This is a genomic window from Pleomorphomonas sp. NRK KF1, assembly GCF_023721755.1.
Lineage (GTDB): Bacteria > Pseudomonadota > Alphaproteobacteria > Rhizobiales > Pleomorphomonadaceae > Pleomorphomonas.
In genome coordinates this window covers 117,670-131,943 of record NZ_JAMDLH010000007.1, presented here as the reverse complement: position 1 = coordinate 131,943, position 14,274 = coordinate 117,670, and the positions used below count along the sequence as shown (strand labels likewise).

The 14,274-nt window shown below is 67.0% G+C and carries 9 protein-coding genes; 4 read left to right on the top strand and 5 right to left on the bottom strand.

Annotation, left to right across the window (positions count from 1 at the left end; genetic code table 11):
• Nucleotides 1–87 precede the first annotated feature (87 nt).
• Nucleotides 88–963 (bottom strand): UTP--glucose-1-phosphate uridylyltransferase GalU, encoded by an 876-nt coding sequence (gene galU, locus M4J39_RS17370; protein ID WP_251729674.1) that lies wholly within the window; start codon nucleotides 961–963, stop codon nucleotides 88–90.
• A 239-nt stretch (nucleotides 964–1,202) separates the two neighbouring features.
• Between galU and M4J39_RS17365 the strand changes: the two genes are divergently transcribed.
• Both M4J39_RS17365 and M4J39_RS17360 read left to right on the top strand, forming a co-directional pair.
• Nucleotides 1,203–2,474 (top strand): lytic murein transglycosylase, encoded by a 1,272-nt coding sequence (locus tag M4J39_RS17365; protein ID WP_251729673.1) that lies wholly within the window; start codon nucleotides 1,203–1,205, stop codon nucleotides 2,472–2,474.
• A 44-nt stretch (nucleotides 2,475–2,518) separates the two neighbouring features.
• Entirely contained in the window at nucleotides 2,519–3,637 is a 1,119-nt protein-coding gene (locus M4J39_RS17360) for a hypothetical protein (protein ID WP_251729672.1), read from the top strand.
• Between the two features lie 71 nt (nucleotides 3,638–3,708).
• Here the strand turns inward: M4J39_RS17360 and M4J39_RS17355 are convergent, their stop codons facing one another.
• Nucleotides 3,709–5,127, bottom strand: coding sequence for a glutamate synthase subunit beta (locus M4J39_RS17355; RefSeq protein WP_251729671.1), 1,419 nt, complete (start codon nucleotides 5,125–5,127; stop codon nucleotides 3,709–3,711).
• Between the two features lie 134 nt (nucleotides 5,128–5,261).
• Nucleotides 5,262–9,986, bottom strand: coding sequence for a glutamate synthase large subunit (gltB, locus tag M4J39_RS17350; protein ID WP_251729670.1), 4,725 nt, complete (start codon nucleotides 9,984–9,986; stop codon nucleotides 5,262–5,264).
• A 522-nt stretch (nucleotides 9,987–10,508) separates the two neighbouring features.
• Here gltB and M4J39_RS17345 point away from each other — a divergent pair.
• Entirely contained in the window at nucleotides 10,509–11,621 is a 1,113-nt protein-coding gene (locus M4J39_RS17345; RefSeq protein WP_371875475.1) for a low specificity L-threonine aldolase, read from the top strand.
• A gap of 117 nt (nucleotides 11,622–11,738) precedes the next feature.
• On the opposite strand, the gene M4J39_RS17340 is transcribed toward M4J39_RS17345, so the two are convergent.
• On the bottom strand, nucleotides 11,739–12,200 hold the full coding sequence (locus M4J39_RS17340) for an Hsp20 family protein (RefSeq protein ID WP_251729669.1): 462 nt from the start codon (nucleotides 12,198–12,200) through the stop codon (nucleotides 11,739–11,741).
• Between the two features lie 244 nt (nucleotides 12,201–12,444).
• Between M4J39_RS17340 and M4J39_RS17335 the strand changes: the two genes are divergently transcribed.
• Nucleotides 12,445–13,392, top strand: a complete 948-nt coding sequence (locus tag M4J39_RS17335) for an alpha/beta fold hydrolase (RefSeq protein ID WP_251729668.1) — start codon at nucleotides 12,445–12,447, stop codon at nucleotides 13,390–13,392.
• Here M4J39_RS17335 and hisN read toward each other — a convergent pair.
• The gene (hisN, locus tag M4J39_RS17330) at nucleotides 13,370–14,203 is read right to left on the bottom strand and encodes a histidinol-phosphatase (RefSeq protein WP_251729667.1); all 834 of its coding nucleotides are present in this window, start codon (nucleotides 14,201–14,203) and stop codon (nucleotides 13,370–13,372) included. The genes M4J39_RS17335 and hisN overlap by 23 nt on opposite strands.
• Nucleotides 14,204–14,274 lie beyond the last annotated feature (71 nt).

The window sequence follows — 14,274 nt, the reverse complement described above, 5'->3', positions numbered from 1 at the left end:
AAGCGGCGCCCGCGCGGAGCGGCATTCGAGGCAAGAATCGCCTCGAATGCGGAAGCCTAAGGGCCGGAGGCCCGTCGGCGACTGAGGCTAGCCCAGAACGCTCTTCAGCTCGTTGACGATGTTCGGATCGATATCGGTGCGCTCGCTGCCATAGGCAATGTTGGCCTTGAGGAAGCCGAGCTTGGTGCCGGTGTCAAAGGTCGTGCCGCGGAAGCGCACGCCGCAGAACGGCTGTTCCTTGGCAAGCCGCAGCATGGAGTCGGTGAGCTGGATCTCGCCGCCGGCGCCCGTTTCCTGGTTGCCCAGAAGCTCGAAGATGCGCGGCTGCAGGATGTAGCGGCCGGAAATGTAGAAGTTGGACGGCGCGTCCGCCGGCTTCGGCTTCTCGACCATGTCGGTGACCTCGAACACGTCGGTCGACAGCGTCTTGCCGAGGGCGACGATGCCGTAGGACGAGGTCTGGGCGGGATCGCATTCCTCAAGGCTGACGACATTGGCGCCGCTCGCCTCGTAGGCGTCGACCATGCTCTTCAGACACGGCGTCGTGTGCTTCATCAGCATGTCGGGCAACAGCACCGCGAAAGGTTCATCGCCGACGATGTCGCGGGCGCACCAGACGGCATGGCCGAGGCCGAGCGGCTCCTGCTGGCGGGTGAAGGAGGTGGTGCCGGCGGCCGGGCGCTCGGCGCGCAGCTCTTCGAGGGCGGCCATCTTGTTGCGGGCGGCGAGCGTCGCCTCAAGCTCGTAGGCGAGGTCGAAGTGATTCTCGATCACCTCCTTGCCGCGGCCGGTGACGAAAATGAAATGCTCGATGCCGGCCGCCTTGGCCTCGTCGACCACATACTGAAGTGCCGGCCGATCGACGACGGTCATCATCTCCTTCGGCACGGCCTTGGTGGCGGGAAGGAAACGGGTGCCGAGGCCGGCAACGGGAAAGACGGCTTTACGAATACGTTTGGACATGAAGCACTCCTGAGCGGCAACTTTGGTGACGGTCCGAACGTCTGGACGTCTGCCGCGTGGGCGGGACCATCAATAGCGGAAAAATGTTTAATTTTGGAAATGTCGGGTCGATTGAAAAAATTCCCCTCATGAAAGGCCGCATGCGAGCGACCAAGACCAGACGATACGGAACTTAACTTATCGTTTACCATAAGTCCCGTCTCTGAAAAGACAACACCGGTCGAAGAGAGGAGCGCGTCATGACGAAGGTATCACGGGCCATCCGGGGCGCCGCCGCCCTCACGCTCGCCGCCCTCCTCGGTGCCTGCGCCATCCTCGGCAACGAGTTCGACGCCGGCGATCGCACCGGCCTGCCGCCGCTGGCCGATGGCCCCATCCCGCCGGCCTTCACCGCCTTCGTCGAAAGCCAGTGGCCGGCCGCCGAGGCGCGCGGCGTCTCGCGCGCCACCTTCAACGCCGCCTTCCGCGGCGTCGGCCCCGACAACGACGTGCTTGCCAGGGCGAGCAGCCAGCCGGAGTTCTCGCGCGCCATCTGGGACTACCTCGACGACATGGCGGCGGAAAGCCGCATCGCCACCGGCCGCGACATGCTGGTCGGCCATCGTGCGCTACTCGATCGCATCGAGGCGACCTATGGCGTCGACCGCGAAGTCGTCGTCGCCATCTGGGGCATGGAGAGCAGCTACGGCGCCATCCTGCGCGACCCGACCAAGGTGAAGAACGTCGTGCGGGCGCTGGCGACACTCGGCTGGCGCGGCGGCTCGCGCGCCGCCTATGGCCGGCAGCAGCTCAACGCCGTGTTGCGCATCCTGGAACACCACGACGTCGACGCCCGCCACATGACCGGCTCCTGGGCCGGCGCCATGGGGCAGACCCAGTTCATTCCCACCACCTACCTCGCCTATGCCGTCGATTTCGACGGCGACGGCAAGCGCAACATCTGGACGTCGGTGCCCGACGCGCTCGCCTCCACCGCCAACTATCTCCGGAAATCCGGCTGGCAGCCCGGCGCCACCTGGGGCTACGAAGTGGTCCTTCCGCCCGGCTTCGACACCTCGATGGAAGGCCGCTCGGCAACCCTCGCCGACTGGACGGCGCGTGGGATCGCCCGCGCCTCCGGCGCCGCCTTCCCGCGCCCCGGCGATCAGGCCACCTTGCTGCTGCCCGCCGGTTCCGGCGGCCCGGCCTTCCTGACGCTCAGGAACTTCCAGGCGATCAAGCGCTATAACAACGCCACGGCCTATGCGCTCGGCGTCGGCCACCTCGCCGACCGCCTCGCCGGCGGCGCGCCCTTCATCACGCCCTGGCCGCGCGGCTACACGCCGCTCGACGAAGCCGGCCGAGCCGAGTTGCAGGCCCGCCTCAAGGCGATCGGATTCCCTCTCGAGAAGATCGATGGTAAGGTCGGTCCTCAAACCATCGCCGCCATCCGCGCCTATCAGGCGCAGCGCGGCCTCGCCGTCACCGGCAACGCGTCGCTCGAACTTCTGACGATGCTTCGGGGCGGCTGAAGCCGGCCTGATGGCCGACAGCGACGGTGTCGGAGGCTCGTCACATGCCGTTCCGCCGGGCAAAGGCCCTGACGGTCCTCATCCTTGCCATGCTGATCGCGGGCCTGCCGGCGCTTGCCCAGCAGGTCGTGGTGCAGCGCGGAACCCAGGTTGAGGTCGTCGAGCCAGCGCGCGACAACCGCCCCTTCCTGATGCGCCTGTTCGGGTTGGGCGAACCGCCGCCAGCGCAGCCGCCGCCGGGCGCCCGCATCATCAAGGTGCCGCCACCCGGCCAGCAGCGCAAGGCGGCCCGCCCTCCGGCCGTCGTCAAGCCGCAGAACCCCAAGAACGACGACGCGCGCGTCGTCCTGGTGATTGGCGACCGGCTGGCCGCCGACCTCGGGCGTGGCCTCGACGTCGCCTACGCCGACCGGCCGGATGTCCGCATCGAGACCAAGACCGTCGACGACGCCGGGCTCGCCACCACCGGCGACACCGACTGGAAAGCGTTCCTTGAGACGCGTCTGACCGACAAGCCGCGTCCGGCAGCGGTGGTCGCCATGATCGGCCGCGCCGATGGTCGCCCCATCGACCTGCCCGACCGCACCGTCGAGTTCCCCTCCCCCGAGTGGGAGACCATCTACAAGGCCCGCCTCAACGAGCTGACGCGCGTCGCCCGCGAGCACGCGGTGCCGCTCCTCTGGGTCGGCCTCGTTCCGGTCGCCAGCCCGCAGGCGACCAACGACGTCACCTATATCGACGGCGTCATCCGCGTCGAGGCGAACGAAAAGGGGGCAACCTATATCGACGTCTGGGAGCCGTTCTCGCAGAACGGCGCCTTCGTCGCCAGCGGTCCCGACCTTGACGGACAGGTGCGACAGCTGCGCCTGAAGGACGGCGTCGGTTTCACCCGCTCGGGCGCCCGCAAGCTGGCTTTCTATGTCCAGCAAAACCTCGGCACCGTCCTCAACGTCGCCGCGGAAACCGCCAGCCTGATGCAGCAGATCTCCGGCGACGGACCGGTTCTGGTCCTGAACGATCCGGCCGCCACCGGCGAGGACAAGCTGATGGCCGCCACCGATCTCGTGCCGCCGAAACCCGGCACCGCGCTGCACCGCCTCGTCGTCGAGGGGCTGCCGCTGCAGCCGGTCGCAGGCCGTTTCGACGCGACGGCGCTGAAGTAGCTCTCTCCCACAGACAGAAACGGCCGGACTCCCGTGGGAACCCGGCCGCTTGATCGATCGCCTGTTGCCACTCAGCGCGGCAGAACGCTTGCGCCCATCAGGAACTCGTCGATGGCGCGCGCCGCCTGACGGCCCTCGCGGATCGCCCAGACGACGAGGCTCTGGCCGCGCCGCATGTCGCCGGCCGCGAACACCTTGTCGACCGAGGTGCGATAGTCGACCTCGGTCGCCTTGACGTTGCCGCGACCGTCCTTGTCGACGCCGAGATCGTTGATCATGCCCTCGTGCACCGGGTGCACGAAGCCCATGGCGAACAGCACGAGGTCGGCATCGAGGCTGAACTCCGAACCGGGGATCGGCTGGAACTTGGCGTCGACCTTCACGCAGTTGACCTTGTTGACGACGCCGTTCTGGCCCTCGAAGGAGACGGCCGTGACGCCGAACAGGCGCTCGGCCCCTTCCTCGTGGCTCGACGAGGTCCTGAGCTTCAGCGGCCAGTTCGGCCAGGTCGTGAGCTTGTCTTCCTTCTCCGGCGGCTTCGGCATGATCTCCAGCTGAACGACGGCGGTCGCGCCCTGGCGGTTCGAGGTGCCGATGCAGTCCGAGCCGGTGTCGCCGCCGCCGATGACCACGACGCGCTTGCCGAGCGCCGAGATCGGATCGACCGAGCCGAGCGGCTCGCCACCGACGCGGCGGTTCTGCTGTGGCAGGAACTCCATGGCGAAGTGCACGCCCCTGAGCTCGCGGCCCGGCACCGGCAGGTCGCGCGACTTTTCCGAGCCGCCGGCGAGCAGCACCGCGTCATACTCGGCCTTGAGGTCGTCGACCTTCACGTCGACGCCGACGTTGACGTTGAAGTGGAAGACGACGCCTTCGGCGACCATCTGCTGCACGCGCCGCTCGACGATATGCTTGTCGAGCTTGAAGTCGGGAATGCCGTAGCGGAGAAGGCCGCCGGCACGGGCGTTCTTCTCGTAGACATGCACGTCATGGCCGACGCGGACGAGCTGCTGGGCGGCGGCAAGGCCCGCCGGCCCCGAACCGATCACCGCCACCTTCTTGCCGGTCTTGACCTTGGCGATCTCCGGCTGCACCCGGCCATCCTTCCAGGCCCGCTCGGCGATGGTGTATTCGATCTGCTTGATCGTCACCGGCGCCTCGAACAGGTTCAGCGTGCAGGCCGCCTCGCAGGGCGCGGGGCAGACGCGGCCGGTGAACTCCGGAAAGTTGTTGGTCGAGTGGAGATTGCGCGAGGCCGTCTCCCAGTCGCCGTTGTAGACGAGGTCGTTCCAGTCGGGGATCTGGTTGTTCACCGGGCAGCCGCGATGGCAGTAGGGCACGCCGCATTCCATGCAGCGGGCGCCCTGGGTCTGCATGTCGCTTTCCAGTGGGGGAACGGTGAACTCGTTGTAGTGGCGGACGCGGTCCTCCACCTTCTGGTACTTGAGCTCCTGACGCTCGAACTCGAGGAAGCCGGTAGCCTTGCCCATCTTTCACTCCGTCTAGCCTGTGTGGCCCATTCGCCGACCGGGAGCGCCGTTCTGCGGCGCCGCGCGCGGGACGATCTTGTCGGGCCTTTCCTGTCTCGGTGGGGGCGGGACGGCCCGTCGGCCGTCCCTCTCGGTTACTCGGCGGCCATGCGGCTCGCCTCGAGGGCCTGCAGCGCCTTGCGGTACTCGACCGGCATCACCTTGACGAACTTGCCGCGGTAGGCCGACCAGTCGTCGAGGATCGCCTTGGCGCGCGGCGAGCCGGTCCAGGCGTGGTGCCGTTCGATCAGCGTCCGGAGACGTTCGCAATCGTGACGCGTCATGTCGCCGCGAATGTCGACCTTGCCGTCGACGCCCATCGGCAGCGCCAGCTCGTCTTCGAGCATCTCCTCGAACTCGACCATCGACATGTTGCAGCGCCTGTTGAAGCTGCCGTCCTCATCGAGCACGTAGGCGATGCCGCCGGACATGCCGGCCGCGAAGTTGCGGCCTGTCCCGCCGAGCACCACGACGATGCCGCCGGTCATGTACTCGCAGCCGTGGTCGCCCACGCCTTCGACGACGGCGATGGCGCCGGAGTTGCGCACCGCGAAGCGTTCGCCGGCCACGCCACGGAAGTAGCATTCACCGGCAATGGCGCCGTAGAGCACGGTGTTGCCGACGATGATCGACTTCTCCGGCACGATCTTCGACTTGGGGTTCGGACGAACCACGAGGCGAGCGCCGGAGAGGCCCTTGCCGACGTAGTCGTTGCCGTCGCCCACGAGGTCGAGCGTCAGGCCATGCGCGCCCCAGGCGCCGAACGACTGGCCGGCGGTGCCGGTCAGCGTCACGCGGATGGTGTCGTCCGGCAGGCCGGCATGACCGTAGCGCTTGGCGATCTCGCCCGAGAGCATGGCGCCGACCGACCGGTTGACGTTGATGACCTCGGTTTCGATCTTCACCGGCTTGCCGCTCTCGAGCGCCGGCATGGCCTCGGCGATCAGCTTCCGGTCGAGGATGTCGTCGATCGGATGCTTCTGCACCGTAGTGTGACGCATCTCGGTCGGCTCCGCCTTCGGCAGGTAGAACAGACGCGAGAAGTCGAGTCCCTTGGCCTTCCAGTGGTCGATGCCCGCCTGCTTGTCGAGGATGTCGGTGCGGCCGACGATCTCTTCCAGCTTGCGGAAACCGAGCGCTGCGAGATAGCGGCGCACTTCCTCGGCGATGAAGAAGAAGTAGTTGATGACGTGCTCCGGCTGGCCGACGAAGCGCTTCCTCAGCACCGGATCCTGGGTGGCGATGCCGACCGGGCAGGTGTTGAGGTGGCACTTGCGCATCATCAGGCAGCCCGAGGCGATCAGCGGCGCGGTGGCGAAGCCGAAGCCGTCGGCGCCGAGCAGCGCACCCACCAGAACGTCGCGACCGGTGCGGACGCCGCCGTCGACCTGAAGCTCGACGCGCGAGCGCAGGCCGTTGATCACCAGCGTCTGCTGCGTCTCGGCAAGACCGATCTCCCACGGGGAGCCCGCGTGCTTGATGGAGGTCAGCGGCGAAGCGCCGGTGCCGCCCTCGAAGCCGGAGATGGTGATGTGGTCGGCGCGCGCCTTGGCAACGCCGGCGGCGACCGTGCCGACGCCGACTTCCGAGACGAGCTTCACCGACACTTCGCCGGTCGGGTTGACGTTCTTCAGGTCGAAGATCAGCTGGGCCAGATCCTCGATCGAGTAGATGTCATGGTGCGGCGGCGGCGAGATGAGCTGCACGCCGGGGGTGGCGTGACGCACCTTGCCGATGACCGCGTCGACCTTGTGGCCGGGCAGCTGGCCGCCCTCGCCGGGCTTGGCACCCTGCGCCATCTTGATCTGCATCTGGTCGGAGTTGACCAGATACTCGGTGGTGACGCCGAACCGGCCCGAGGCGACCTGCTTGATCGCCGAGCGCAGGCTGTCGCCCGACGGCAGCGGCACGAAGCGATCGGCCTCCTCGCCGCCCTCGCCGGTGTTTGAGCGTCCGCCGATCCGGTTCATGGCGATGGCGAGGTTGGTGTGCGCCTCGCGGCTGATCGAGCCGTAGCTCATGGCGCCGGTGGCGAAACGCCGCACGATGTCCTGCGCCGGCTCGACCTCGTCGAGCGGCACCGGCGTGCGGCCGATCTCCTCGGCCGACTTGACGCGGAACAGGCCTCGGATGGTCATCGCCTGTTCGCTCTGGGCGTTGACGGTGTCCGAGAACTCCTTCTGGAACTGCTCGAACGAGTTGGCGCGCACGGCGTGCTGCAGGCCGGCGATGACGCCCGCCGTCCAGACATGCGCCTCGCCGCGCATGCGCTGCGCATATTCGCCGCCCACTTCCAGCATGGTGGTGAGCGTCGGATCGGCGCCGAAGGCGCGGGCGTGACGGGATACCGTCTCCTTGGCGATCTGATCGAGACCGACGCCTTCGATGCGGGTAGCCGTGCCGAAGAAATACTTCTGCACGAAGCGCGACGACAGGCCGACGGCGTCGAAGATCTGCGCGCCGCAGTAGGACTGATAGGTCGAGATCCCCATCTTCGACATGATCTTCAGGAGACCCTTGCCGATCGACTTGATGTAGCTGTAGACGAGCTTGTGCTCGTCGAGCCCCTGGGGCAGCTTGTCCTTCATGGCGATCAGCGTATCGAAGGCGAGATACGGGTTGATCGCCTCGGCGCCGTAGCCGGCGAGGCAGGCGAAGTGATGCACCTCGCGCGGCTCGCCCGATTCCACCACCAGACCGGCCTGGGTGCGAAGACCCTTGCGGATGAGATGATGATGCACGGCCGCCGTGGCGAGCAGCGCCGGGATGCCGATGCGCTCGCGGCCGACCATGCGGTCGGAGAGCACGATGATGTTGTAGACCTGACCGGCCGCCGACATGCGCACCGCCGCCTCGGCCTGGATGCAGATGGCTTCCAGCGCCGGCCGCATGCCGGCCGGGCCGTTGGCCGCCGGATAGGTGATGTCGATGGTGATGGTCTTGAAGCCCGACCCGTCGATGGTCTCGATGGAGCGGATCTTCTCCAGATCCTCGTTGGTCAGGATCGGCTGGCGCACCTCAAGCCGCTTGTGCACGTCATCGCCGCCGCGATCGAACAGGTTCGGGCGCGGGCCGATGAAGGACACCAGGCTCATGACCAGCTCCTCGCGGATCGGGTCGATCGGCGGGTTGGTCACCTGGGCGAAGTTCTGCTTGAAATAGGTGTAGAGCAGCTTGGACTGCGACGACAGCACCGAGATCGGCGTGTCGGTACCCATCGAGCCGGTGGCTTCCATGCCGGTCAGGGCCATCGGCGCCATCAGAACCTTCAGGTCTTCCTGGCTGTAGCCGAAGGCCTGCTGCAGATCGAGGAGGTTTTCGGCCGACTTGGGCGCGCGGGCGCGCACCGCCGGCAGGTCCTCGAGAACCAGCTGGGTGTCCTGGATCCAGTCGGCATAGGGCTGCGCCGTCGAGATCGTCTTCTTGATCTCGTCGTCGGAAATGATGCGGCCCTCGACGAGGTCGATCAGCAGCATCTTGCCCGGCTGCAGGCGCCACTTCTGGACGATCTTCTCTTCCGGGATCGGCAGGGTGCCGCTCTCGGAGGCGAGGATCACCCGGTCGTCGTCGGTGACCACATAGCGGGCCGGACGCAGGCCGTTGCGGTCGAGCGTCGCGCCGATCTGCCGGCCGTCGGTGAAGGCGACGGCCGCCGGGCCGTCCCACGGCTCCATGATGGCGGCGTGATACTCATAGAAAGCCTTGCGCTCGGCATCCATGCTCTCGTTGCCGGCCCAGGCCTCGGGGATGAGCGTCATCACCGCGTGCGGCAGCGAGTAGCCGCCGCGCAGAAGGAACTCCAGCGCGTTGTCGAAGCAGGCGGTATCCGACTGGCCCTCGTAGGAGATCGGCCAGATCTTCTCGATGTCCTCGCCGAACACCTTGGACGTGGTGGTCGCCTGGCGGGCGTACATCCAGTTGACGTTGCCGCGCAGCGTGTTGATCTCGCCGTTGTGGGCGACCATGCGATAGGGGTGCGCCAGCTTCCAGGACGGGAAGGTGTTGGTCGAGAAACGCTGATGGACGAGCGCCAGCGCCGACTCGAACCTGATGTCCGAGAGGTCGGGGTAGTAGCGCTTGACCTGATAGGACAGGAACATGCCCTTGTAGACGACGGTGCGCGAGGAGAAGGACACCACATAGAAGGAGTCCTGGTCGCGCTTGGTGGCGCCGTTCCAGTCGGCTTCGTAGACGTCGCCCGAGAGCACCTTGCGGGCGATGTAGAGCTTGCGCTCCAGATGCTCGAAGTCGGAGACGCCCGGCAGCGTGACGAACAGCTGGCGCTGCACCGGCTCGGTCGCCCGGACGCCGTCCGACAGGGCGGAGTTGTCGACCGGCACGTCGCGCCAGCCGAGGATTTCCAGCCCCTCGCCCTTCACCGAGCGTTCGACGATCTCGATGGCGCGGGTCCGCTCCGCTTCGTCCTGCGGCAGGAACAGCTGGGCAACGCCGTAGCTGCCGGCCTCCGGCAGGCTGAAGCCGAGCTTCCGACACTCCTCGGAAAAGAAGAGATGCGGGATCTGCACCAGAATGCCGGCGCCATCGCCCATCAGCGGGTCGGCGCCGACGGCGCCGCGATGCTCGAGGTTTTCGAGCACGTAGAGGGCGTCCTTGACGATCTGGTGGCTCTTGCGGCCCTTGATGTCGACGACGAAGCCGACGCCACAGGCGTCGTGCTCGTGCTGGGCGCTGTAGAGGCCCTCCGCCCCGGCCTGTCGCCGGATGTCGGCGATCGCGTCGGCCGGCGTGCGCGTGGCGCTCGTTGCGGCATTCGGCGCGGCGGGCGCGAGGTGCGGCATCGGTTGGTCGAGCGTCTTCATGGCGAAGTCCTCATCAGTGTGCGGCGGAGTTGCTCCGCCGTAGGGTGTCTCTTTCCGGGCGCCTCCGCGCGAGAAGCGGTATACTCCTTATATACCCGCTTACGATCGCGCTGTGGACCGCCCGTCCTCGTTGGCAATGCCGCCCGGCGCTTTCGCCGGACGGCGCGACAGCGACAGCCGTCGTCCTCATCCCGCTCAACCGGAACAAGGAGACAGCTTCGATAGCCGTTTCGCCAGATGATCCCGAAGCTCACTCCTCCCCCGGAACCCTCCCGTTCGCGCTTTGCACCCGTTGCCCCGTCGAGGCAAGCAAAAATCGCAAACGATGGATTCGGGAAAACGCGCCGGCCGTCCTTTCCTCCGAAAATCAGGCCCGAGCCCCCAGATCCGCTCACTTGGGGCCAAACTATCGCGGTCCCGAATGCGCGATGCGTTATTTGCATAACCTTACTGTCCCGTCAACCATCCTGACCCATTTATTTGGGGGCGAAATCAGGATTGACGCCGGCATGAACGGTCTGCATGGGTGGTGCGCAAACTCGGCGGCTGTCGCCCGAGCTCGACAAGGCTAAACTTGGCTCCATGTACTTTGCCAGCGACAACTGGGCCGGCGCTTCGGCGCAAGTGGCCAATGCCCTCATGAACGCCGGAAACGGCTCCGTTCCCGCCTATGGCGCCGACGACCAGACGCGGGTCGCCGTCGACTGGTTTTCGGAAGTGTTCGAGCACGACGTTTCCGTCTTCTTCGTTGCCACCGGCACGGCGGCCAATTCGCTGTCGCTCGCCTCGGTGATGAAGCCGGCCGGCATCGTCCTTTGCCACGACGTGGCGCACATCGCCTGCGACGAGGCGGGCGCGCCGGAGTTCCTGTCGGGCGGCCGCCTGGTCAGCATTCCCGGCGCCCGCGGCAAGCTGACGCCCGACGGGCTCGAAGCGGCGATCTCGCGCTACTTCCCGGCCGCCGTCCATCACGGCCGTCCGGTCGCCGTCTCCCTCAGCCAGTCCACCGAATGGGGCACCGTCTATACGGTGGAGGAAGTGACCGCGCTGGCCGCCGTCGCCCACGCCTACGGCCTCAAGGTCCACATGGATGGCGCCCGCCTTGCCAACGCGCTCGCCTTCCTCGGCTGCCAGCCGGCCGACATCACCTGGAAGGCCGGCGTCGACGTGCTGTCCTTCGGCGGCACCAAGAACGGCTGCTGGTGCGCCGAGGCCGTCGTTTTCTTCAACGCCAAGAAGGCCGAGGATTTCGGCTACATTAGGAAGCGCGCCGGCCAGCTGTTCTCCAAGAGCCGCTTCGTCGCCGCCCAGTTCCAGGGCTATTTCGACCGCGGCCATTGGCTGGACAACGCCTTCCACGCCAACACCATGGCCAAGCGCCTCGCCACCGGCATCGGCCAGCTGTCCACCGCCCGCGTCGTGTGGGAGCCGGAAGCCAACGAAGTCTTCGCCATCTGGCCGAAGGCGGTCAGCGCCCGCCTCAAGGCGGCCGGCGCCCAGTTCTACGAGTGGAATCCAGACGGCCTCGCCGACGAGGAGAAGCCTGGGAACGACGAGGACCTCGTCCGCCTCGTCACCTCCTTCGCCACCGCCGCCCACGAGGTCGACCATTTCCTCAAGGCGCTCGGCAAGTAACCGCGCCCGTCCGGGTGAACATGCAAAAAGGGCGTCCCTCGCGGGGCGCCCTTCGTCGTTCAGGCCATCTCGTCGATCGGCGAGCGAAGCGGTCTCCGCCCGCCGTCGCCTCTCAGGTCAGTTGAGGGTCGCTTCGATCTGCGGGGCCTCGCCCTTGCCGATCGGAATGGTGCGCGCCCGCTTGCTCTCGGGAATGTCGCGCACGAGATCGACGTGCAGGAGGCCGTGCTCGAGCGAGGCGCCCTTCACCTCGACATGATCGGCAAGCTGGAAGCGGCGCTCAAAGGCGCGGGCGGCGATGCCGCGATAGAGCATCTCGTGGCCGTTGTCCTCGGCTTCGGGCTTCTTCTCGCCCTTGACCGTCAGCACGGCTTCGCGCGCCTCGATCGTCAGCTCGTCCTCGGAAAAGCCCGCCACGGCGATGGTGATGCGATAGGCATTCTCGCCGGTGCGCTCGATATTGTAGGGCGGATAGGACTGGGCCGACGCGTCGCTGGTCGAAACCTGGTCGAGCAGCGAGAACAGGCGATCAAAGCCGATGGTCGAGCGATAGAGCGGAGAAAGGTCGAAATTACGCATGATGTCCTCCAGTTGAGCGACAGTCTTGGGTTGGCCGGCCGGTTTTCTGTTCCCCTCTCCGAGGCGGAACGTCCGGTCGCCGCGGACCCGTGGGGCGTCCGCGTTCCTTGATTTGGTAAGGCCGGAACGCTTTTCAAGAGGCGGGCGACGATGCGTTTTCACCCCCTCCCGGTGATGGCATCGGCCCTCGGCTCCGTGCTAGAACCGGCGCGGCGGCGACCGGTGTGGTCGCCGGGGAGCGCCCATGGAACTTCTCGAACTGGCCGACAATCCGATCCCGTCCGGCTGCCGGCTGGAGATGATTTCGACGTCGGATGGCGTGCGCCTGCGCACTGCCCGCTGGCCTGCCTTGCCGGGCGGCGCCAAGGGCACGGTCTGCCTGTTTCCCGGCTGGTCGGAGACCATCGAGAAGTATTTCCACGTCGTCACGCGCTTGCGGCAGCGCGGCTTTGCGGTGGCGATCATGGAGTGGCGCGGTCAGGGCGGATCGTCGCGCCTTGCCGACGATCCCGGCAAGGGTCACGTTCGCTCCTTCCGCCATTACCTGCGCGACATCGAGGCCTTTCGCCGCCGCGTCGTGCTGCCGGACTGTCCGCCGCCCTATTTCGCGCTGGGCCATTCGATGGGGGGCGGCATTCTTCTCGCCGCCGGCCGTTTCCTCGCTCCCACCTTCGACCGGCTGGTGCTGACGGCACCGATGCTCGGCCTGCCGCAACGGACGACCATGCCGGGCTTCCGGCGCATGCTGCTGCGCCTCCTCGTCCATTGCGGCGCAGGTTCCCGCTATATCCCCGGCCAGCGCCGCCGGGCGAGCAAGGCGAGAAGCTTCGAGCGCAATCCGCTCACCTCGAACCCCGAGCGCTACCGGATCAACGAAGCGATCTGCGCCGCCCAGCCGGCCTACCGGCTCGCCGCCCCGACGCTGGGCTGGGTATCGGCAGCGACGCGCATGTTCGATCTCCTGTCGGCCCATGACCTTGCCGACACCGTGGCGGCGCCGGTCATGCTGGTCAACTCGGGTGCCGACACCGTGGTGAGCCGCCTCGCCATCGAGACCATGGCAAGACGCCTACGCAACCCGGCCTACGTCCTCGTCCACGGCGCCCGCCACGAAATCATGATGGAGCGCGAGGTCTATGCCGCCCAGTTCTGGGCGGCCTTCGATGCCTTCATCCCCGGCTCGTCGGAATGACGCCGAGCGCCGTCGCGGCATCCGACAGGCCCGCGGCCAGAAGCTTCAGAACCTGCTCGTGGAGGCGCGGGTCGCCGCTCGCCACCACGCGGCCGCCGTCGACGGCGCTGCCGCCGGACCACGACGTGACGACGCCGCCCGCCCCCTCGATCACCGGGATCAGTGCGGTGATGTCGTAGGGCTGCAGCCCCGCCTCGATGACGAGATCGGCCTGCCCCGCCGCGACCATGCAGTAAGCGTAGCAGTCGGCGCTGTAACGAACGAGCTTGGCCTGCCCCTCGATCGAGAGGTAGGCCTCCCGCTCGCTGTCCGAAAACGGGCGGAGCGAAGTGGTGAACAGCGTTGCCTGGGAAATATCGCCGCAAGGCCGCGCCCTGAGCGGCCGCTCGCCGCCCGGCCCGGTATAGGTGGCCGTGACCCCATCGCCATAGAAGCGCTCGCCGGTGAAGGGCTGGGCCATCATGCCCTGCACCGCCTTGCCGCCGGCCCTGAGGCCAATCAACGTACCCCAGAGCGGAATGCCGGCAATGAACGACCGCGTGCCATCCACCGGATCGAGCACCCAGACGCGCTCGCGGTCGAGCCCGACGTTGCCGAACTCCTCACCCAGGATGCCATGATCGGGATAGGTGGCCTCGATCAGTTCGCGCATGGCCACCTCGCCGGCCTTGTCGGCGACGGTCACCGGATCGAAGGCGCCCTCAAGCTTGTTCTCGACGGCGAGCTCGGTCCGGAAATGCGGCAGGATCGCCGCCGAAGCCGCGTCGGCCAACCGGTCGAAGAAGGCCTTGGAGATAGGTGTGATCTGCATATCCGATATGTTTCCCACATGGAGCGAAAACGAAGCAACGTTGCGACCCGTTTCGCCGGCCCGGTTCATCC

Coding starts and splice junctions, on each gene's coding strand:
- M4J39_RS17355 (WP_251729671.1), bottom strand. CDS start 5,127: ATGGGCAAGGCTACCGGCTTCCTCGAGTTCGAGCGTCAGGAGCTCAAG.
- M4J39_RS17340 (WP_251729669.1), bottom strand. CDS start 12,200: ATGCGTAATTTCGACCTTTCTCCGCTCTATCGCTCGACCATCGGCTTT.
- M4J39_RS17360 (WP_251729672.1), top strand. CDS start 2,519: ATGCCGTTCCGCCGGGCAAAGGCCCTGACGGTCCTCATCCTTGCCATG.
- gltB (WP_251729670.1), bottom strand. CDS start 9,986: ATGAAGACGCTCGACCAACCGATGCCGCACCTCGCGCCCGCCGCGCCG.
- M4J39_RS17345 (WP_371875475.1), top strand. CDS start 10,509: ATGGGTGGTGCGCAAACTCGGCGGCTGTCGCCCGAGCTCGACAAGGCT.
- M4J39_RS17335 (WP_251729668.1), top strand. CDS start 12,445: ATGGAACTTCTCGAACTGGCCGACAATCCGATCCCGTCCGGCTGCCGG.
- hisN (WP_251729667.1), bottom strand. CDS start 14,203: ATGCAGATCACACCTATCTCCAAGGCCTTCTTCGACCGGTTGGCCGAC.
- galU (WP_251729674.1), bottom strand. CDS start 963: ATGTCCAAACGTATTCGTAAAGCCGTCTTTCCCGTTGCCGGCCTCGGC.
- M4J39_RS17365 (WP_251729673.1), top strand. CDS start 1,203: ATGACGAAGGTATCACGGGCCATCCGGGGCGCCGCCGCCCTCACGCTC.